This is a genomic window from Xenorhabdus griffiniae, assembly GCF_015163655.1.
Classification (GTDB): Bacteria; Pseudomonadota; Gammaproteobacteria; order Enterobacterales; family Enterobacteriaceae; genus Xenorhabdus; species Xenorhabdus griffiniae.
In genome coordinates, this window is sequence record NZ_JADEUF010000037.1 from 1 (window position 1) to 19664 (window position 19664).

General features: G+C 45.3%; 20 protein-coding genes and 2 tRNA genes. 18 read left to right on the forward strand and 4 right to left on the reverse strand.

What is annotated here, in order from left to right; translation table 11 throughout:
* Positions 1–68: 68 nt before the first annotated feature.
* Positions 69–335 carry a helix-turn-helix domain-containing protein gene (locus IQ211_RS07980; RefSeq protein WP_099132640.1) on the reverse strand — a complete coding sequence of 89 codons (267 nt, stop codon included), beginning with the start codon at positions 333–335 and terminating at the stop codon, positions 69–71.
* A gap of 187 nt (positions 336–522) precedes the next feature.
* Here IQ211_RS07980 and IQ211_RS07985 point away from each other — a divergent pair, with 187 nt between their 5' ends.
* Positions 523–870 carry a DNA-binding protein gene (locus IQ211_RS07985; RefSeq protein WP_189758667.1) on the forward strand — a complete coding sequence of 116 codons (348 nt, stop codon included), beginning with the start codon at positions 523–525 and terminating at the stop codon, positions 868–870.
* Positions 871–945: 75 nt separating this feature from the next.
* Positions 946–1326: a DNA-binding protein gene (locus IQ211_RS07990; protein ID WP_189758668.1), complete on the forward strand. Its 381-nt coding sequence runs from the start codon at positions 946–948 to the stop codon at positions 1324–1326.
* A gap of 23 nt (positions 1327–1349) precedes the next feature.
* Here the strand turns inward: IQ211_RS07990 and ispB are convergent, their stop codons facing one another.
* Positions 1350–2321 (reverse strand): octaprenyl diphosphate synthase, encoded by a 972-nt coding sequence (ispB, locus tag IQ211_RS07995; RefSeq protein ID WP_189758669.1) that lies wholly within the window; start codon positions 2319–2321, stop codon positions 1350–1352.
* A gap of 251 nt (positions 2322–2572) precedes the next feature.
* Between ispB and rplU the strand changes: the two genes are divergently transcribed.
* From rplU to cgtA, 3 genes are all read left to right on the forward strand, one after another.
* A complete protein-coding gene (gene rplU / locus IQ211_RS08000; protein ID WP_047766254.1) occupies positions 2573–2881 on the forward strand; it encodes a 50S ribosomal protein L21 in 309 nt (102 codons plus the stop codon).
* A 19-nt stretch (positions 2882–2900) separates the two neighbouring features.
* On the forward strand, positions 2901–3158 hold the full coding sequence (rpmA, locus tag IQ211_RS08005) for a 50S ribosomal protein L27 (RefSeq protein ID WP_011148617.1): 258 nt from the start codon (positions 2901–2903) through the stop codon (positions 3156–3158).
* A 131-nt stretch (positions 3159–3289) separates the two neighbouring features.
* Positions 3290–4459, forward strand: coding sequence for an Obg family GTPase CgtA (gene cgtA, locus IQ211_RS08010; RefSeq protein ID WP_189758670.1), 1170 nt, complete (start codon positions 3290–3292; stop codon positions 4457–4459).
* 88 nt (positions 4460–4547) lie between these two features.
* On the opposite strand, the gene dacB is transcribed toward cgtA, so the two are convergent.
* Positions 4548–6008, reverse strand: coding sequence for a serine-type D-Ala-D-Ala carboxypeptidase (gene dacB, locus IQ211_RS08015; RefSeq protein WP_189758671.1), 1461 nt, complete (start codon positions 6006–6008; stop codon positions 4548–4550).
* A gap of 294 nt (positions 6009–6302) precedes the next feature.
* On the opposite strand from dacB, the gene greA reads away from it, so the two are divergent.
* Complete coding sequence (gene greA / locus IQ211_RS08020) at positions 6303–6779, forward strand: transcription elongation factor GreA (RefSeq protein ID WP_189758672.1); 477 nt, start codon at positions 6303–6305, stop codon at positions 6777–6779.
* Positions 6780–6972: 193 nt separating this feature from the next.
* On the opposite strand, the gene yhbY is transcribed toward greA, so the two are convergent.
* Entirely contained in the window at positions 6973–7266 is a 294-nt protein-coding gene (gene yhbY, locus IQ211_RS08025) for a ribosome assembly RNA-binding protein YhbY (protein WP_038218890.1), read from the reverse strand.
* A gap of 125 nt (positions 7267–7391) precedes the next feature.
* Between yhbY and rlmE the strand changes: the two genes are divergently transcribed.
* From rlmE to truB, 12 genes are all read left to right on the forward strand, one after another.
* On the forward strand, positions 7392–8021 hold the full coding sequence (gene rlmE / locus IQ211_RS08030) for a 23S rRNA (uridine(2552)-2'-O)-methyltransferase RlmE (RefSeq protein WP_189758673.1): 630 nt from the start codon (positions 7392–7394) through the stop codon (positions 8019–8021).
* A gap of 48 nt (positions 8022–8069) precedes the next feature.
* Positions 8070–9989 (forward strand): ATP-dependent zinc metalloprotease FtsH, encoded by a 1920-nt coding sequence (ftsH, locus tag IQ211_RS08035; RefSeq protein ID WP_189758674.1) that lies wholly within the window; start codon positions 8070–8072, stop codon positions 9987–9989.
* 66 nt (positions 9990–10055) lie between these two features.
* Complete coding sequence (gene folP, locus IQ211_RS08040) at positions 10056–10892, forward strand: dihydropteroate synthase (protein ID WP_189758675.1); 837 nt, start codon at positions 10056–10058, stop codon at positions 10890–10892.
* Between the two features lie 133 nt (positions 10893–11025).
* Positions 11026–12363, forward strand: coding sequence for a phosphoglucosamine mutase (gene glmM / locus IQ211_RS08045; protein WP_189758676.1), 1338 nt, complete (start codon positions 11026–11028; stop codon positions 12361–12363).
* Positions 12364–12542: 179 nt separating this feature from the next.
* Entirely contained in the window at positions 12543–12881 is a 339-nt protein-coding gene (secG, locus tag IQ211_RS08050) for a preprotein translocase subunit SecG (RefSeq protein ID WP_189758677.1), read from the forward strand.
* Positions 12882–12966: 85 nt separating this feature from the next.
* Positions 12967–13056 (forward strand) — tRNA-Leu (locus IQ211_RS08055).
* A gap of 58 nt (positions 13057–13114) precedes the next feature.
* Positions 13115–13191 (forward strand) — tRNA-Met (locus tag IQ211_RS08060).
* Positions 13192–13417: 226 nt separating this feature from the next.
* Positions 13418–13870, forward strand: coding sequence for a ribosome maturation factor RimP (gene rimP / locus IQ211_RS08065; RefSeq protein ID WP_189758678.1), 453 nt, complete (start codon positions 13418–13420; stop codon positions 13868–13870).
* Positions 13871–13891: 21 nt separating this feature from the next.
* A complete protein-coding gene (nusA, locus tag IQ211_RS08070) occupies positions 13892–15400 on the forward strand; it encodes a transcription termination factor NusA (RefSeq protein WP_189758679.1) in 1509 nt (502 codons plus the stop codon).
* Between the two features lie 25 nt (positions 15401–15425).
* Positions 15426–18194, forward strand: a complete 2769-nt coding sequence (gene infB, locus IQ211_RS08075) for a translation initiation factor IF-2 (protein ID WP_189758680.1) — start codon at positions 15426–15428, stop codon at positions 18192–18194.
* Positions 18195–18268: 74 nt separating this feature from the next.
* The gene (gene rbfA / locus IQ211_RS08080) at positions 18269–18679 is read left to right on the forward strand and encodes a 30S ribosome-binding factor RbfA (RefSeq protein ID WP_189758681.1); all 411 of its coding nucleotides are present in this window, start codon (positions 18269–18271) and stop codon (positions 18677–18679) included.
* The gene (gene truB, locus IQ211_RS08085) at positions 18679–19620 is read left to right on the forward strand and encodes a tRNA pseudouridine(55) synthase TruB (protein ID WP_189758692.1); all 942 of its coding nucleotides are present in this window, start codon (positions 18679–18681) and stop codon (positions 19618–19620) included. The genes rbfA and truB overlap by 1 nt, the downstream gene beginning before the upstream one ends.
* The last annotated feature ends 44 nt before the right edge of the window (positions 19621–19664 follow it).

The following is a 19664-nucleotide window of genomic DNA, read 5'->3' on the forward strand; positions in this document are numbered from 1 at the left end:
ATATTAAATAACTAAAACCGCTAGTTAGAAATAACTAGCGGTTTTTCTTTCAATAGTTATATTGATAGCTAATTATTCTTTTTCTCTCTAACTTTTCTTTCCAATAGTTCTCCTGTGTGGGGATCGAAATAGCGGCTTGGCCATATTTCAGACGGATGTAGTTCTAAGTAATTCGCTATTATCCATTCTCCCTTGGGCCACGGGCGAGAAAGTGTATTCGCCAAAGTTGATGAACTCAGTCCCGCCGCACGAGAAACGGCAGCTAACGTCGTTCCGCGTTTGCGTAAAGCGGCAATAATATCAGCAGGATGCCAATCCGATTTCATAGAAATCATTTTTTTAATCCTTTTCTATTAAATTAGAAGCCACATTAGTGGTATAACTAAAGCGTTAATGTGAAATTAATAACGAACACGAACCTGTTATTAAGAAAATAAAATAACATTATTTTTTCTAAAAATGTTTCTAATTTTTTCTTAATAACTTCTTTTTTGAACTTGGTTACAAAAATAGAGAAACATTATGAAAAAAGAGTGGTATACGGCAATGGAGTTGACCGGTGTAGGTGAGTTACCTAGATCACCACAAGGAGTTAATGCCAGGGCAAAACGTGAAGAGTGGTTGAGGCAAAAACGGTCAGGCGTCCAGGGAAGGGCGATCGAATACCATTACTCTTGTTTTCCCAAATCAACGTTAGAAGCTTTAGAGCTTCATGAAACACCAGCGGAATATCAGGTTCAGAAACAAGATCCTTTATCCATTTGGGTAAGTGCATTTAATTTACTCACCGAGGAAGAGAAGGAGGTGATTACCGAAGTGATATTACGAGATGGCATAAGAAGTTTTTTGGAAAAAATCATAGCTACTTGAGACAGCTTTTGAAAAGCCAGGTGCTTAAAATTTGGCTTTCTCGTCACTGCTCCAGTATCAAGCGAGGAGAAAGAGATGAAAAAAGAGTGGTATTCTGCAAAAGAACTCATCGGCCTCGCAGGGCTGCCATCGTCTCCCCAAGGAGTCAATCTAATGGCAAGACGCGAGGGCTGGGAACAACGCCGTAAGCGTGGCGTCCAGGGGAAAGCGCTCGAATATAATGTTAACAGCTTGCCCGAAGAAGTCGTGAATGTACTGACAGTCAGTGAAAATTCAGTCGAATACTACCGCAATAAGCGACAAGACCCATTTATGATCTGGGTAGAGGCTTATTACCAGTTGAGCAAATCCGAAAGAGAACGAATGGTTAAATTTATTTTGAGAAAAGGATTAGCCAGCCTTGTCCAATATGTCGGTATTCATGATCTTGATAATAAAGACAGCGCCCTAGATTGAATGATCTGGGCACTGATTCAGTTTTAGGAAAGTCGCTGTACAGCGACATGGGCCAACCCCTCAAGGGCCGCCTTGTATGGAGAGTTTTCCAGTGACTGCAATGCTGAAATGGCCTTATCTGCTTCTTCTTCTGCCCGTTGGCGGGTGTATTTAAGTGAACCACACTGTTTCATCGTTGCCAGAACGGTATCCAGCAAATGGCGGCCATTACCTTGTTCAATGGCACTTCGGATCAACGCGGATTGTTCCGGTGTTCCGTGATTCATGGCGTGCAAAAGAGGCAATGTAGGTTTGCCTTCGTTTAAGTCATCTCCGGTATTCTTACCAAGCGTACTGTTGTCTGAGTCATAATCCAGCAGATCATCAATTAATTGAAATGCGGTGCCGAGATAACGGCCATAATCACGTAGTGCTATTTCTTGTTCAGGAGTAGCATTGGCGAGAATGGCGGCTGAGTGCGCAGCAACTTCAAACAGGCGGGCGGTTTTACTGTAAATGACCCTCATATAGTCATCTTCTGAAATATTAGGATCATTGCAATTCATCAACTGCATGACTTCACCTTCAGCGATGACATTAGTGGCATCAGACATCAATTTTAATACGCGCATGGAGTCGAGATCGGTCATCATTTGAAATGAACGCGTATAGATAAAATCACCCACCAAGACACTGGCTGCGTTGCCATAAATGGAATTAGCTGTCGCCTTACCACGGCGCATGTCAGACTCATCAACGACATCATCATGCAGCAGTGTTGCCGTGTGGATAAATTCAATCAATGCAGCAACTTTGATATATTTTTCGTCTTGGCAATGAAGGGCTTTACCTGCCAGTATGGCAATCATTGGTCGAATGCGTTTGCCACCGCCGCTGATGATGTAATATCCAAGTTGGTTGATCAACGCAACGTCAGAATTTAATTGGTTAAGAATGGTTTCATTAACCGCTGCCATATCATCAGCGGTGAGTTTAAGTATCGATTCTAAATTCATGTTTTGGCTTTGGACTCTGATTCAGAGCTGTGCTCATTAATTAGCATATCAATAGATATCAAGATATATTGATTGTACTTGAAAAACCGTTCAAATAAATGACAATTGAAAAACTCTGTTTTTTTCTCATCTGTTCTAATTCTGCACTTGTCTTCCAGGTGGTTTTTGCGTAGAATTCGCGCCCTATTGTGAATATTTTATAGCGCGCTCTGGAAAGCATTTTTAGGGGGTGCGCGGAAAGCGGAGTTTATATGTACGCAGTTTTCCAAAGTGGTGGTAAACAACACCGAGTAAGCGAAGGCCAAACAATTCGCTTGGAAAAGCTGGACATCGCAACAGGTGAAACTGTTGAGTTTGACCAGGTGCTGATGGTCGCTAACGGCGAAGACATCAAAATCGGCGCTCCAGTAGTTGAAGGCGTTAAAATTAAAGCTGAAGTTGTAGCTCACGGTCGTGGCGAGAAAGTTAAAATTGTTAAGTTTCGTCGTCGTAAACACAGCCGTAAGCAGCAGGGCCACCGTCAGTGGTTCACCGATGTTAAAATCACTGGCATCGCTTAAGATTTAGGAGAGCAGATTAATGGCACACAAAAAGGCTGGCGGCTCGACTCGTAACGGTCGCGATTCTGAAAGCAAGCGTCTGGGTGTAAAACGTTTTGGTGGTGAGTCTGTTTTGGCAGGTAGCATCATCGTTCGTCAACGTGGTACTAAATTCCACGCAGGCAACAACGTAGGTTGTGGCCGTGACCACACCCTGTTCGCATTAGCTGACGGGAAAGTTAAGTTCGAAGTTAAAGGTCCAAAAAACCGTAAATTTATCAGCATCGAAGCTGAATAAGTTTTTTGCATCTTGATCGAATCAGAAGCCCTGCAATGTGTGTTGCGGGGCTTTTTATTATTCTGGATTACGCCATCTCTGGGTACTAGCTGCCATCCAGCTTTACAGTGGCTATCCTACGGAGAAAATTGATGAAATTTGTAGATGAAGCCAGGATTCTGGTTGTAGCGGGAGATGGTGGCAATGGTTGCGTCAGCTTCCGTCGTGAGAAATATATTCCAAAAGGTGGGCCGGACGGCGGTGATGGTGGTGATGGTGGTGATGTCTACCTGCTGGCAGATGAAAACCTCAATACGCTGATTGATTACCGTTTTGAAAAATCCTTCCGTGCTGAACGTGGTCAGAATGGACAAAGCCGCGATTGTACGGGTAAACGTGGTCAGGACATTACGATTAAGGTTCCGGTCGGAACTCGTGTACGTGATGTTGCCACGGGCGAAGTGCTTGGGGATATGCTGCGCCATGAACAGCGTTTTATGGTAGCCAAAGGGGGGTTCCACGGCCTTGGCAATACCCGTTTTAAATCTTCGGTAAATCGTGCCCCACGTCAAAGAACGATGGGAACGCCCGGAGAAAGCCGTGAGCTGATGTTGGAACTGATGCTGTTGGCTGATGTGGGAATGCTGGGGATGCCAAATGCAGGCAAATCTACCTTTATTCGTGCTGTATCGGCCGCAAAACCGAAAGTCGCTGATTATCCATTTACAACCTTGGTGCCAAGCCTTGGCGTTGTGCGTATGGATAACGAGCAAAGTTTTGTCGTCGCCGATATCCCTGGGCTGATTGAAGGTGCATCAGAAGGCGCTGGATTGGGTATTCGTTTCTTGAAGCATTTGGAACGTTGCCGCGTATTGCTACATTTGATTGATCTCTTCCCGATCGATGAATCCGATCCGGTTGAAAACGCCCGTATCATCATCAAAGAGCTGCATAATTACAGTGAAAAACTGGCAGGAAAACCACGCTGGTTGGTTTTTAACAAAGTCGATCTTGCTGATCCAGAAGAAGCCAAGCAGCGGGCAAAAGCTATCGCTGATGAGCTGGGTTGGGAAGGCGATTATTACATGATTTCAGCCGTGAATCGTCAGGGAGTGAAAGAGCTTTGCTGGGACATTATGGAGTTCATGAAGGCGCAGCCTCGCAGTATGGAAGCGTCGGAAGAGTCCCAACCTGAAAAAGTTGAATTTATGTGGGATGACTACCATAAAGAGCAGTTACAGCAAGCATCTGACGACGAAGATTGGGATGATGACTGGGACGAAGAAGATGACGAAGGCGTTGAGTTTATTTATAAACGCTAATCTTCCGTAACCATTTGAATATAAAAAAAGGGCGCTGTATTTGGCGCCCTTTTTTTGATCAAGTTCTTCTTACCAAAACTGAGCCAATTCAGTGACTTTGATATAACGATTTATATAAATTGTGTTCAAAACGCGATAACGGAACACGGCGGGTTCGCTGATCTGCTGGAGGAACAGAGTATGCAGAGACAAACTGGACAAAAGCAATTTGCTGTCCACTGGCGGCAGTCATAAACCCTGCAAGGTTATAAACTCCTTGTAATGATCCCGTTTTGGCAAAGACTTTACCATCAAGCCCCGATTCATGCAGGCCAGGACGGTAGGCCAACGTGCCATCATATCCCGCTTTGGGTAACATAGAGATGAAGTCCAACTCATCATTGTGCTGAGCAATAAATTGCAATACTTCCATCATGGTTGTGGCAGCGATTAAATTGTGGCGTGAAAGGCCAGAACCATCCACCATGATAGTATTGCCTAAATCAATACCCGCTTTCTGTTTCAGAATCTGGCGGACTGCGTCGGAACCTGCCCGCCATGTTCCTGGAACGTTAAAATAGCGGTGGCCGAGGGTACGAAAGAGGGTATCCGCAATCATGTTATCTGATTTTTTCAACATGATTTCGAGCATCTTATTTAGTGGTGCAGATTGATTTACAGCGAGGATCTTTTCTGGTTGCTTAGGCGTTGACTGGAGCCGGATATGGCCTTTTAACTCAATACCGGCAATTTTCAGTTCATTCTTGAGTATCTTACCGGCATAGCTAGGCCCATTCTGGATAGCAAATGCCAATGGCAGTGGTTCGTCGCGTTGTGTCAGGCAACCTGTGAGGGTATATCGATTCAAATCACCTGATGTAACATCAAATTCACAATACTTTGCTTCTGGTGAACCCTTAGCCAAGGTTTTGACTTCACTCAGTACATTAACAGGATAAAAAGAGGGGACACGGACAGATGCCAGTTCGCCAGGTTGTTCTGAGCTGTAGAGTGAAACAGAAAAACAGTTCTTATCCACGATGGCTGCTGATGGAGGGGCACTGAAACACTGTGTCATATCGTTCCATATCCAGCCTGGGGCTTTATCGTGACTGGAGAAAATCGAAATATCTATGACAAGATCTCCATTAATCTGTTTTATACCAGATTGTTTTAAGGATTCCACCATATTGCGCAGTTGTGAACGTGTCAGCACGGGATCACCGACAAAGCGAGCCGTTAGATTACCTTTTAATACACCCTCTGAAACATCAGCATCACTTTCCAATGTTGTGGTAAAACGGTAATCCTTACCAAGCTGCAATAGCGCTGCTAATGCCGTCACAATTTTCTGCGTACTGGCAGGTAAAGCCATTTGTTGCCCGTGATAATCAACTAAGGGATTTTTTGCCCCAACGGTTTGGGCAATAAATGAAAAATGAGTTCCCGTAGGCAAATACTGGGCACTTTTCTCAATATAAGAAATATCAGAAGAGGCATTTGCACTGAAAATACTCAGACTCAAGCTGAGCATACAAGCTATTCTGCTGGTCATTTTTAAAAGAGCCATAGATCCCGCATATGAAGGTGATGTATTCCAAGAATATTTGTATTAATCATACTAAGGTATAATTCAAAGGAAAAGTAAACGATGATCCATCATCAACTCTACGTTAGAATGATAGATTGGCAGGTAAATATGCCTGTGGACTTCAGATTGTGCTGAATTACACTTCTTTTTATTAAGTATCTGTAAGCCCGCCTGATAAGGTGTGCTCATTGTGCTGTTATTAAAAAATGTGCTGTTATTACAAGAATCAGGAAGATGTTGTTTGGGCTTAGGATTAATTTAGAGGTTTAATAAATGAAACAAATTCCGATGACGGTACGTGGCGCGGATAAATTGCGCGAAGAATTAGAACATTTGAAAAATGTACGTCGGCCTCAAATTATTGCCGCAATCGCTGAGGCGCGTGAGCACGGTGATTTGAAAGAAAACGCGGAATATCATGCCGCTCGTGAGCAGCAGGGATTCTGCGAAGGCCGTATTCAGGAAATTGAGGCTAAGCTTTCCAATGCACAGGTGATTGATGTCACGAAGATGACCAACAATGGCCGAGTGATTTTTGGGGCAACGGTCACGGTACTGAACTTGGATTCCGATGAAGAGCAGACCTACCGTATCGTCGGTGATGATGAAGCCAATATTAAAGAAAATCTTCTGTCAGTGAATTCACCGATTGCCCGTGGTTTGATTGGTAAAGAAGTGGATGATGCTGTTGTCATCTCCACGCCTGGCGGTCAAGTGGAATTCGAAGTTTTGAACGTGGATTATATCTGATACACCATGAGCAAAGAAAAAGGCCAGTTTTTGGCCTTTTTTATCAAGGTAAATATACCAATCATCTTTCAAGATGCGTCTTATATCTCCCCGCTACGCGGGGAGATATAAACAATCACATTGATTTGCAAGCTGCAACTTGAAATTCATTGGGTATAAATTAATATGGCACTTTTGTATAAATATGCCGTGATTATTTAGGTAGACTAATCTTGCGTTCTTCCGATGGACGGTAGAGAACTAACATTTTGCCAATGATCTGCACGTTATGTGCACCAGTTTCACGAACAATCGCTTCAGCGATCAAAGTTTTTATTTCACGGTCTTCGCCTGCAACTTTGACTTTGATAAGCTCGTGATGTGAAAGAGTTTGTTCGATTTCAGCCAACACACCTTCGGTTAACCCATTGTTGCCGATCATAACGACAGGCTTTAATGAATGAGCGAGACTTTTCAGGTATTGGACTTGTTTCTTGTTAAGAGTCATCGTTTTTTTGCTTAGTTGGGATTGAAAACGATATATTCTACCGCCATCTCTTATCTATCACCATAAAAGTGTGGTGTGGTTTGATAAGAGAGCGCAAAAAATTATTAGTAGAGTTGGAAAGAACAATGGCCAATAAAAAACGCTCAGCAAGCTCAAGTCGCTGGTTACAGGAACATTTTAGTGATAAATATGTTCTCCAGGCGCAGAAAAAAGGGCTTCGCTCTCGCGCTTGGTTTAAACTTGATGAGATACAGCAAAGCGACAAAATCTTTAAACCGGGTATGACCGTTGTTGATTTAGGTGCTGCTCCAGGTGGTTGGTCTCAGTACGTAGTGAGTCAGATTGGTCATAGCGGGCGAGTTATCGCTTGCGATCTCTTGCCAATGGATCCGATAGTTGGAGTCGATTTCCTGCAAGGAGACTTTCGTGATGGGCTGGTATTGAAAACATTACTTGAGAGAGTTGGTGATAATAAAGTCCAGGTCGTCATGTCGGATATGGCTCCTAATATGAGTGGAACCCCCGCGGTCGATATTCCCCGATCCATGTATCTGGTTGAGTTAGCGTTGGATATGTGTCGTGATGTGCTGGCCCCTGGGGGTAGTTTTATTGTCAAAGTATTTCAGGGAGAGGGCTTTGATGAATACCTGAGGGAAATACGCTCCCTTTTTGCGAAGGTAAAAGTTCGTAAACCAGAATCTTCGCGGGCACGATCACGTGAAGTATACATTGTAGCGACAGGGCGGAAAGTGTAGTACCCTGACTACTATTTGTTAACACAGTTGTAATATGAGGTTAATCCCTTGAGTGACATGGCGAAAAACCTGATTCTCTGGTTAGTCATCGCAGTTGTCTTGATGTTATTGTTCCAGAGTTTTGGTCCCGGCGACTCCAGTGGTCGTAGGGTTGATTACTCTAATTTCATCAATGAGATATCGCAGAATCAAGTAAGCGAAGTACGTATTTCGGGTCGTGACATTGATTTCACTAAGAAAGACAACAGTGGAAAATACAGCACTTATATGCCAATTCAGGATGAAAAGTTGCTGGATACCCTACTCAATAAGCAGGTAAAAGTTGTTGGTGAACCACCAGAACAGCAAGGCCTGTTGGCGACCCTCTTTATTTCATGGTTCCCAATGTTACTGCTCATTGGCGTCTGGATCTTCTTTATGCGCCAAATGCAAGGCGGTGGCGGTAAAGGGGCGATGTCTTTTGGTAAAAGCAAAGCCCGTATGTTGACGGAAGATCAGATCAAAACCACGTTTGCCGACGTTGCGGGTTGTGATGAAGCAAAAGAAGAAGTGGGCGAATTGGTTGAGTATCTGCGTGAACCAGGCCGTTTCCAAAAACTGGGTGGTAAGATCCCGAAAGGCATCCTGATGGTTGGTCCTCCAGGTACGGGTAAGACATTGCTGGCGAAAGCTATTGCTGGCGAAGCGAAAGTCCCTTTCTTCACCATCTCTGGTTCTGATTTTGTTGAAATGTTCGTTGGTGTTGGTGCTTCCCGTGTTCGTGATATGTTTGAACAGGCGAAAAAAGCTGCGCCATGCATTATCTTTATTGACGAAATTGATGCAGTAGGTCGTCAGCGTGGTGCTGGTTTGGGTGGTGGACATGATGAACGTGAACAGACACTGAACCAAATGCTGGTTGAGATGGATGGTTTTGAAGGTAACGAAGGCATTATTGTTATCGCAGCGACTAACCGTCCTGATGTTCTCGATCCAGCTTTGTTACGCCCTGGCCGTTTTGACCGTCAGGTCGTTGTTGGTCTGCCGGATGTTCGTGGCCGTGAGCAAATCCTGAAAGTTCATATGCGCCGCATTCCGCTGGATACTGATATTGATGCATCGGTCATTGCACGTGGTACACCCGGTTTCTCTGGCGCAGATTTGGCAAACCTTGTGAATGAAGCTGCCTTGTTTGCCGCTCGTGGTAACAAGCGTGTTGTTTCTATGGTTGAGTTCGAAAAAGCCAAAGATAAGATCATGATGGGTGCAGAGCGTCGTTCAATGGTTATGACGGAGGAACAGAAAGAAGCCACGGCATACCATGAAGCAGGGCATGCTATTATTGGTCGCTTAGTTCCAGAACACGATCCTGTGCATAAAGTGACGATTATTCCGCGTGGCCGTGCGTTGGGTGTGACGTTCTTCTTACCTGAAGGCGATCAGATCAGTGCGAGTCGCCAGAAGTTGGAAAGCCAAATTTCAACTCTATACGGTGGCCGATTAGCGGAAGAAATTATCTATGGTGTAGATAATGTTTCTACTGGTGCATCCAACGATATTAAAGTGGCGACCTCTATTGCGCGTAACATGGTGACACAGTGGGGCTTTTCAGAAAAACTGGGGCCGTTGCTGTATGCGGAAGAAGAGGGGGAAGTTTTCCTCGGTCGTTCGGTTGCTAAGGCAAAACATATGTCTGAAGATACCGCACGTTTAATCGATCAGGAAGTGAAGGCTATCATCGATCGTAACTATGTACGTGCTCGTCAGATTCTGATGGATAATCTGGACATTCTTCATTCAATGAAAGATGCACTGATGAAGTATGAAACTATTGATGCTCCACAGATTGATGATCTGATGAATCGTACAACAGTACGTCCACCAGCAGGCTGGGAAGGTGATAAAAATGGCGGTAATAGCAATAACCGTCATAACACGCCATCTCCGCAGCAAACTTCAAAGCCTGCGGATGGTAATCCAACCGCATAACGTGGCTAACAATCTTGTATTAAACCCCAGGCTTGTCCTGGGGTTTTGACATTAAGGCACTTAGCGATGAAACTCACAGCCAGAGGCAGCGTCCTCGATCTTTCCTGCCCACAAGTGATGGGAATTTTAAACGTTACCCCTGATTCCTTCTCTGACGGTGGAACCCATAATACTTTTAACGCAGCATTAGAGCATGCAGCCAGGATGATCAAAGAAGGGGCAACTATTATTGATGTGGGAGGCGAGTCGACTCGTCCCGGAGCAAATGAGGTAAGTGAACAGGAAGAATTGGATCGTGTTATTCCAGTGATTGAGACGCTGGTACAACGATTTGATACCTGGATCTCTGTCGATACTTCAAAAGCTGTTGTTATGCGGGAATCAGCCAAGGCGGGAGCGCATATTATCAATGACGTCCGTGCATTGCAGGAACCTGGAGCACTTGATGCGGCAGCCCAAAGTGGTTTGCCGATTTGTCTGATGCATATGCAGGGGCAACCTCGCACAATGCAAGCAGAACCTCACTATGAAGATGTTGTCTCGGAAGTAAAAACCTTCCTGATACAGCAAATTGAGCGCTGTGTTGCGGCGGGTATCGCAAAAAACAACCTGATCCTTGATCCTGGCTTCGGTTTTGGTAAGAACTTATCGCATAATTATCAGTTATTGGCTCATTTGCAAGAATTCCATCATTTGGGATTACCTATTCTGGCGGGGATGTCACGTAAATCCATGATTGGCCAACTACTTGATGTACCACCGCAGGAGCGTGTGGCAGGAAGTGTTGCCTGTGCTGTGATTGCAGCCATGAAAGGTGCTCAGATTATCCGTGTGCACGATGTAAAAGAAACCGTTCAGGCAATGCAAGTCGTTCACACAACGCTGTCTGCCAATAATACCTGACGACATACGGTATCTGAAAAGAATACATGTTCATAGAATACAGAGTTTGTAGAATACATCGTTTGTAAAGAACATGGTGTCAGCAAAAAACGCTGAGAGTAAAAGATTCGTTCAGCAAAGGAAAAATAAATTTATGAGTAACCGTAAATATTTTGGTACTGACGGTATCCGTGGCAGAGTGGGAAATACCCCAATTACTCCTGATTTTGTACTGAAACTTGGTTGGGCTGCGGGAAAAGTGCTGGCGCGTCATGGTTCTCGAAAAATCATCATTGGTAAAGATACCCGAATCTCAGGTTATATGTTGGAATCTGCCCTCGAAGCTGGATTGGCGGCTGCGGGATTATCGGCATCCTTTACTGGCCCAATGCCCACTCCTGCGGTGGCATATCTGACACGTACTTTTCGTGCAGAAGCTGGCATTGTTATTTCTGCTTCCCACAACCCTTACTATGATAACGGCATTAAATTTTTCTCCATTGACGGGACTAAATTACCGGATGATGTTGAAGAAGCGATTGAAGCAGAAATGGAAAAACCGCTAACTTGTGTGGAATCTGCTGAGTTAGGGCGAGCAAATCGGATAGTTGATGCTGCGGGTCGTTACATTGAGTTTTGTAAAGGGACATTCCCCAGTGAACAAAGTTTAAATGGGTTGAAAGTTGTTTTGGATTGCGCCAATGGTGCGACCTACCATATTGCCCCGAATGTGCTCAGAGAGCTGGGAGCGGAGGTGATTACCATTGGTTGTGAGCCAAATGGTATCAACATCAATGAAGAATGTGGTGCAACAGATGTTCGTTTATTGCAACAGCGCGTATTGGAAGAACAGGCGCACGTTGGGCTGGCATTTGATGGCGACGGTGACCGTATCATCATGGTTGATCATCTGGGGCAAAAAGTTGATGGCGATCAGATCCTTTATATCATTGCACGTGAAGCATTGAGACAAGGTCAGCTACGTGGTGGTGCAGTGGGTACGTTGATGAGCAATATGGGGCTGGAGTTGGCATTGAAACAGCTTGGCATTCCATTTGAACGTGCGAAAGTTGGCGACCGCTATGTGCTGGAAAAATTGCAGGAAAAAGGCTGGCGTCTGGGTGCTGAAAATTCAGGCCATGTGATTTTGCTAGACAAAACCACAACAGGAGATGGCATTGTTGCTGGATTGCAAGTCTTGAGTGCAATGGTACGCAATAATATGAGCCTGCATGATTTGTGCAGTGGCATGAAACTTCTGCCACAAATTTTGGTTAACGTTCGCTTTGCTGGTAATGCCGATCCTCTGCAATCAGAATCAGTGCTTGAAACCGTAAAATCAGTTGAGACTGAATTAAATGGCCGTGGTCGTGTGCTGCTGCGTAAATCAGGTACAGAACCATTGATTCGTGTCATGGTGGAAGGTGAAGATGAAGAGCAAGTCACAGCATTAGCGCATCGTATTGCTGATGCTGTGAAAAAAATCGGTTGATTTGTTGATTTTTTACTCGAACAGCGCCAGGATTTAAAATTAATCTTGCGTGTCTGATACGCTTTGGTTAGTATTCACACCCGCTCAATAAGTTAATTTTTCTAATTTTGTGAGCGGGTGATGCAACGTAAGGTCGCTATGAAATTGTGGTAAATACCACGAGGAAACGGGTACAACATATGTATGAAGCTCTTTTAGGTATATTCTTGCTGGTTGGTATCGGGCTAATCGCTCTGGTTCTGCTACAGCAGGGTAAAGGTGCTGATATGGGTGCTTCTTTCGGCGCGGGTGCATCTAACACGCTATTTGGTTCATCGGGTTCCGGTAATTTTATGACCCGCATGACGGCAGTTTTTGCTACGTTGTTCATTGTTATCAGTCTGATTCTCGGTAATATGACCAGTAACAAAACGAGTTCTGGCAGCAAATGGGATAACCTTGCTGATCCTGTGAAAGTTGAAAAACAGGCAGAAGTTCCGGTAACGCCAGCAAAACCAAATAGTGATATCCCACAGTAACATTCAGTAACAGAATTGAAATAGGGTTGTTGGTTTTAATAATGAGTTTAGATAACCATTAAAATAACAAGCCTATAAAATCAGTGCCGAGGTGGTGAAATTGGTATACACGCTACCTTGAGGTGGTAGTGCCTAAACAACGGGCGTACGGGTTCAAGTCCCGTCCTCGGCACCATTAATCTAGAAACTTGCGTTTTTAGTATTATCAGCGTAAGATTTGCCACGTTTTCGAACGCGGGATGGAGCAGCATGGTAGCTCGTCGGGCTCATAACCCGAAGGTCGTCGGTTCAAATCCGGCTCCCGCAACCACTTCTTAACAACCTGTATCTTTTCAACAGAAATAATTCAGCAACTATTGAGATATCGATCCCTGATTTGACAGGTTGCTTTGAAAGGTATAGAAAAGAAGTAGGTTGAGACCGCTGGCAGTAAATAGGGTCCAGTTGCATAAAGCCCCGAGTATCGGGGTTTTTTGTTATTTGACAGCAGAACTACTGGGCTAATATAGCCCTTTTTTTATGTCTTGGGGGTGGGCTTGTCCACATTAGAGCAAAAATTAACAGAGATAATTTCAGCACCAGTTGAAGCTTTGGGTTTTGAATTAGTTGGCCTGGAGTTTATTCGCGCTCGCGTATCAACGCTGCGGGTCTATATCGATAGTGAGGAGGGTATCACTGTTGATAATTGTGCTGATGTTAGCCACCAGGTCAGTGCAGTGCTTGATGTTGAAGATCCTATTCCAGGGCTTTATAACCTGGAAATATCTTCACCAGGGCTTGAACGTCCACTGTTTAAGGCTGAACATTACCAGCGCTTTATTGGTGAAGATGTCAGTTTGGTTTTACGCATGGCAATGCAGAACCGTCGCAAATGGCAAGGTATCATCAAGTCAGTTGATGGTGAAATGATTACGGTTACGGTGGATGGAAAAGACGAAGTGTTCGCACTGAGCAACATCCAGAAAGCGAACCTGGTACCCCACTTTTAAAGTTCGGATGAGGCAACTAGGATGAATAAAGAAATTCTGGCTGTTGTGGAAGCGGTTTCTAATGAAAAATCACTCCCTCGCGAAAAAATCTTCGAAGCATTAGAGATTGCACTGGCGACAGCCACCAAGAAAAAGTATGAGCAGGAAATCGACGTCCGCGTTTGTATTGATCGTAAATCAGGTGATTTTGATACCTTCCGTCGCTGGTTAGTTGTTGACGAAGTGACTCAGCCAACGCGCGAAATTACCCTGGAAGCGGCAAAATTTGACAACCCAGAGATTGAACTGGGTGGTTATATTGAAGATCAAATTGAATCAGTGACCTTTGACCGCATTACGACTCAAACGGCAAAACAGGTTATCGTACAGAAAGTACGTGAAGCTGAGCGTGCGATGGTTGTTGATCAATTCCGTGAGCAGCAAGGCGAAATCGTGACCGGTCAGGTCAAAAAAGTGAACCGCGAAAATATTACCTTGGATTTAGGTAATAATGCTGAAGCGGTCATTTTACGTGAAGATATGTTGCCACGGGAAAACTTCCGCCCAGGTGACCGCGTGCGTGGTGTTCTGTATGATGTTCGTCCTGAAGCGCGTGGGGCACAGCTTTTCATTACTCGTTCTCGTCCTGAGATGTTGGTTGAGTTGTTCCGCATCGAAGTGCCTGAGATTGGTGAAGAGATCATTGAGATTAAAGCGGCTGCTCGTGATCCGGGTTCCCGTGCAAAGATCGCAGTGAAAACCAACGACAAGCGTATTGATCCTGTTGGCGCCTGTGTTGGTATGCGTGGTGCGAGGGTACAAGCCGTTTCCAGCGAATTGGGCGGTGAAAGAATTGACATTGTGTTGTGGGACGATAACCCTGCGCAGTTTGTCATTAATGCAATGGCTCCGGCAGATGTTGCATCTATTGTGGTTGACGAAGACAGCTGTACTATGGATGTTGCCGTAGAAAACAGTAATCTTGCTCAGGCGATTGGACGTAATGGTCAGAACGTTCGTCTGGCGGCACAACTGTTGAAAAAACATCGTGGTGATGACAAATGGGAACTCAATGTCATGACTGCGGAAGAGCTACAAGCAAAACATCAGGCAGAAGCACACGCTTCTATTGATACATTCACTAAGCATCTCGACATTGATGAAGATTTCGCCACTGTATTGGTCGAGGAAGGTTTCTCTACGCTGGAAGAACTGGCTTATGTGCCAATCAATGAACTTCTGGCAGTAGAGGGCCTTGATGAAGGATCCGTTGAAGTTCTTCGTGAACGTGCTAAAGCGGCCTTGACGACGCTGGAACTGGCTCAGAAAGAGAGTCTTGGTGATCAGCAACCTGCCGAAGATCTATTGAATCTGCCTGGCATGGAGCGTACTTTGGCGTTTAACCTGGCTGCCCGTGGCATCTGCACTCTGGAAGATCTTGCCGAGCAGGGTATCGACGACTTATCTGATATCGAAGGACTGAATGATGAGAAAGCAGGAGAACTCATTATGGCGGCCCGAAATATCTGTTGGTTTGGCGATGATGCATAAATAAACTGTAGCAGGAAGGAACAGAATGACAGAGGTAACCGTAAAAATACTGGCAGAAGAGATCCAGACATCGGTGGAACGTCTAATCCAGCAATTTGCTGATGCTGGCATTCAGAAAACCGCAACTGACTCTGTTTCCCAGAAAGAAAAAGAAGCTTTGCTGGCCCACCTGAACCGCGAACAAGGCGGTTCTGGCGGTCAGCCAGGTAAATTGACACTACAGCGTAAAACGCGCAGTACACTGAACGTTCCTGGCACCGGTGGCAAAAGTAAATCGGTAGCGATTGAAGTCCGCAAAAAACGCACATATGTAAACCGCGATGCCATTGAACAGGCTAAAGCGGAAGAGCAGGCAAAGCGTGAAGCGGAAGAGCAGGCTCGGCGCGAGGCAGAAGAGAAGGCGCGGCTTGAAGCTGAAGCGAAAAAACTCGCGGAAGAGCAAGCTAAACGTGAAGCTGAAGAAAAGGCAAAACGTGAAGCGGAAGAGAGCGCTCGACGTGAAGCAGAAGAAAAAGCCAAACGTGAAGAGGCTAAACTGTCTCAGCGTGAGGCGGCGGAAAAAGAAAAAGTGACTAAGCAACATACCGAAAACAATCAAAAATCAGTTCAGAATCATTCTGCCGCGCTAAATGAAAAAGCGCGTCGTGAGGCTGAAGCTGCAACTTTAAAACGTAAAGCTGAAGAAGAAATGCGCCGTAAGGTGGAAGAGGAAGCGAAACGTGTTGCAGAAGAAGCGCGTCGAATGGCAGAGGAAAACCAAGACAAATGGTCTTATGACTCTGATAACAGTGACAATAGTGACTACCACATAACCACTTCCCGCTATGCCCGTGATGCGGAAGATGAAAATGACGCCAAAGTAGAAGGCGATCGTCGTTCCCGCTCCCGCGGCGGTAAATCCCGCCAGAAGAAGAATAATAAACATTCTGAATCGAAAGCTGATCGCGAAGAAGCTCGTGCTGTGGGTCGTACCAAAGGTAAGCAACGTAAGCCTAGTGCTTTACAACAGAGTTTCACGAAACCTGTTGCTGCGGTTAACCGCGACGTTGTGATTGGTGAGACAATTACTGTTGCCGAACTGGCTAACAAAATGGCCGTTAAAGGTGCTCAGGTCATTAAGACCATGATGAACATGGGCGCAATGGTCACCATCAACCAAGTGATCGACCAAGAAACCGCGCAACTGGTTGCCGAAGAAATGGGGCACAAAGTTATCCTGCGTCGTGAAAACGAACTGGAAGAAGCGCTGATGAGCGATCGTGATACGGGTGAGACACAGGCGGAACCTCGTGCGCCAGTTGTGACCATCATGGGACACGTTGACCACGGTAAAACTTCTCTGTTGGACTATATCCGTTCCACTAAAGTGGCGTCTGGTGAGGCAGGTGGTATTACCCAGCACATTGGTGCGTATCATGTGAAAACTGAAAAAGGCATGATCACTTTCCTGGATACCCCAGGCCATGCTGCGTTTACCTCCATGCGTGCACGTGGTGCAAAAGCAACAGATATCGTTGTTCTGGTTGTCGCAGCGGATGATGGTGTGATGCCACAGACCGTAGAAGCTATCCAGCATGCTAAAGCGGCCAACGTACCTGTTGTTGTTGCTGTGAACAAGATTGATAAACCAGAAGCTGATCCGGATCGCGTGAAGAATGAATTGTCGCAATACGGCATCATTTCAGAAGAGTGGGGCGGTGAAAACCAGTTCATCAATGTATCTGCTAAAGCTGGTATTGGTATCGATGAGTTGTTGGAAGCCATTTTGCTTCAATCTGAAGTGCTTGAACTGAAAGCGGTACGCACTGGTATGGCGAATGGTGTGGTCATTGAATCCTTCCTGGATAAAGGCCGCGGCCCAGTTGCAACCATTCTGGTTCAATCTGGTACGCTGAACAAAGGCGATATCGTTCTGTGTGGCTTCGAGTATGGCCGTATCCGTGCGATGCGCAACGAGCTTGGCCGTGAAGTGACCTCGGCTGGCCCATCTATCCCAGTGGAAATTTTGGGGCTGTCCAATGTGCCATCTGCGGGTGATGAAGCAACTGTTGTTCGTGATGAGAAAAAAGCGCGTGAGGTGGCCTTGTATCGTCAGGGTAAATTCCGCGAAGTGAAAATAGCTCGTCAGCATAAAGCTAAGCTGGAAAACATCTTCGCTAACTTAGAAGAAGGCAAGGTATCTGAACTGAACATTGTTCTGAAAACGGATGTTCAAGGTACATGTGAAGCAATCAGTGATTCACTGCTGAAATTGTCTACTGATGAAGTTAAAGTGAAAATCATCGGTTCTGGTGTGGGTGGTATCACTGAAACTGATGCGACACTGGCAGCGGCATCTGAAGCAATTATTCTGGGCTTTAACGTTCGTGCTGATGCTTCTGCACGCCGCATCATTGAAAACGAAAACCTGGATCTGCGTTACTATTCCGTTATCTATAACCTGATTGATGAGATCAAACAGGCGATGAGCGGTATGCTGGCACCAGAATACAAACAGCAGATCATGGGTCTTGCCGAAGTCCGTGATGTATTTAAGTCACCGAAATTTGGTGCGATTGCGGGTTGTATGGTGACAGAAGGTTCCATCAAGCGTAATAATCCGATCCGCGTACTGCGTGATAACGTTGTTATTTACGAAGGTGAGTTGGAATCCTTACGTCGCTTTAAGGATGACGTTAACGAAGTCCGTAATGGTATGGAATGTGGTATCGGTGTGAAGAACTACAATGATGTTCGCGTTGGTGACATGATTGAAGTCTTTGAAGTGATTGAAATTAAACGCTCCATCGATTAATACCATTATTTATTAATAGATTCATTCCATTCTTGGGGGGCTTCATGCCCCCCAAAATGTCAGGAGATATAACAATGGCAAGAGAATTTAGTCGTACTCAGCGCGTTGCACAGGAAATGCAAAAAGAAATTGCCATCATTTTACAGCGTGAAATCAAAGATCCCCGTATTGGAATGGCGACAGTCTCTGGTGTTGAGGTTTCTCGCGATCTGGCTTATGCCAAAGTATTTGTTACCTTTCTGAATGTGCTGGTGGATGGGCATGATTCCGAGATGGTTAAAGAAGGTATCAAGGCATTGAACGAAGCCTCTGGTTTTATTCGTTCCCTGCTGGGTAAAGCGATGCGCCTGCGTATCATTCCTGAACTGACATTCTCTTATGACAGTTCTTTGGTGGAAGGGATGCGGATGTCGAATTTGGTTAGTAACGTCGTTAAAAACGATGAGAAGCGTCGCGCATCTGCGGATCACAATGAGGAAAAATGATGGGGCGCCGTCGTAGAGGCCGTGCTATACACGGTGTACTGTTGCTGGATAAGCCGCAGGATATTTCCTCCAATGATGCGTTACAGAAAGTCAGACGTATTTTCAATGCCAGCAAAGCGGGCCATACTGGTGCGTTGGATCCATTAGCGACAGGCATGTTGCCGATTTGTCTGGGGGAAGCGACTAAGTTTTCCCAATTCTTGCTGGATTCTGACAAACGTTATCGTGTGATTGCCCGTTTAGGGCAGCGCACGGATACGTCGGATTCACATGGAACAATCATCAGTGAGCGTGACGTAAAAATCACCGAATCTCAGCTTAATGCTGCATTGGAGCAATTCCGTGGTGATACCATGCAGGTTCCTTCCATGTACTCTGCATTGAAACATCAGGGAAAACCGCTATACGAATATGCCCGTCAGGGAATTGAAGTAGAGCGGGAAGCGCGTCCTATCACTGTTTATGAATTGCAATTCATTCGCTGGGAAGGGAATGAATTGGAATTGGAAATACACTGTTCCAAGGGAACTTATATTCGTACCATCATTGATGATTTAGGGGAGCTTTTGGGCTGTGGCGCGCATGTCATTTATCTGCGTCGTTTGCAGGTTGCCAACTATCCCAATCAAAGAATGGTAACGTTGGAACAGTTATATGAGTTAAAACAACAGGCTGAAGATCAAGAAATCGAAGCGTGGGAATTGCTTGATCCATTATTGTTACCCATGGATACCGCCGTGGTTCATTTTCCTGTCATTCACTTAACATCTGTCGTTGCGTCGTATTTCAAACAAGGCCAGCCGGTTCGCAGCAAACATAATTTGGCTTCAGATGAATGGGTGAGGGTGACCGAAGGAGATGAAAATAAATTCATCGGCATTGCCATGATCGATGATGATGGACTCGTGGCCCCACGCCGTCTGGTTGTTGAAACGGAATAATGATAGCAATAGACAAGGAATTACAGCAGGTAAATTGAGTCGGG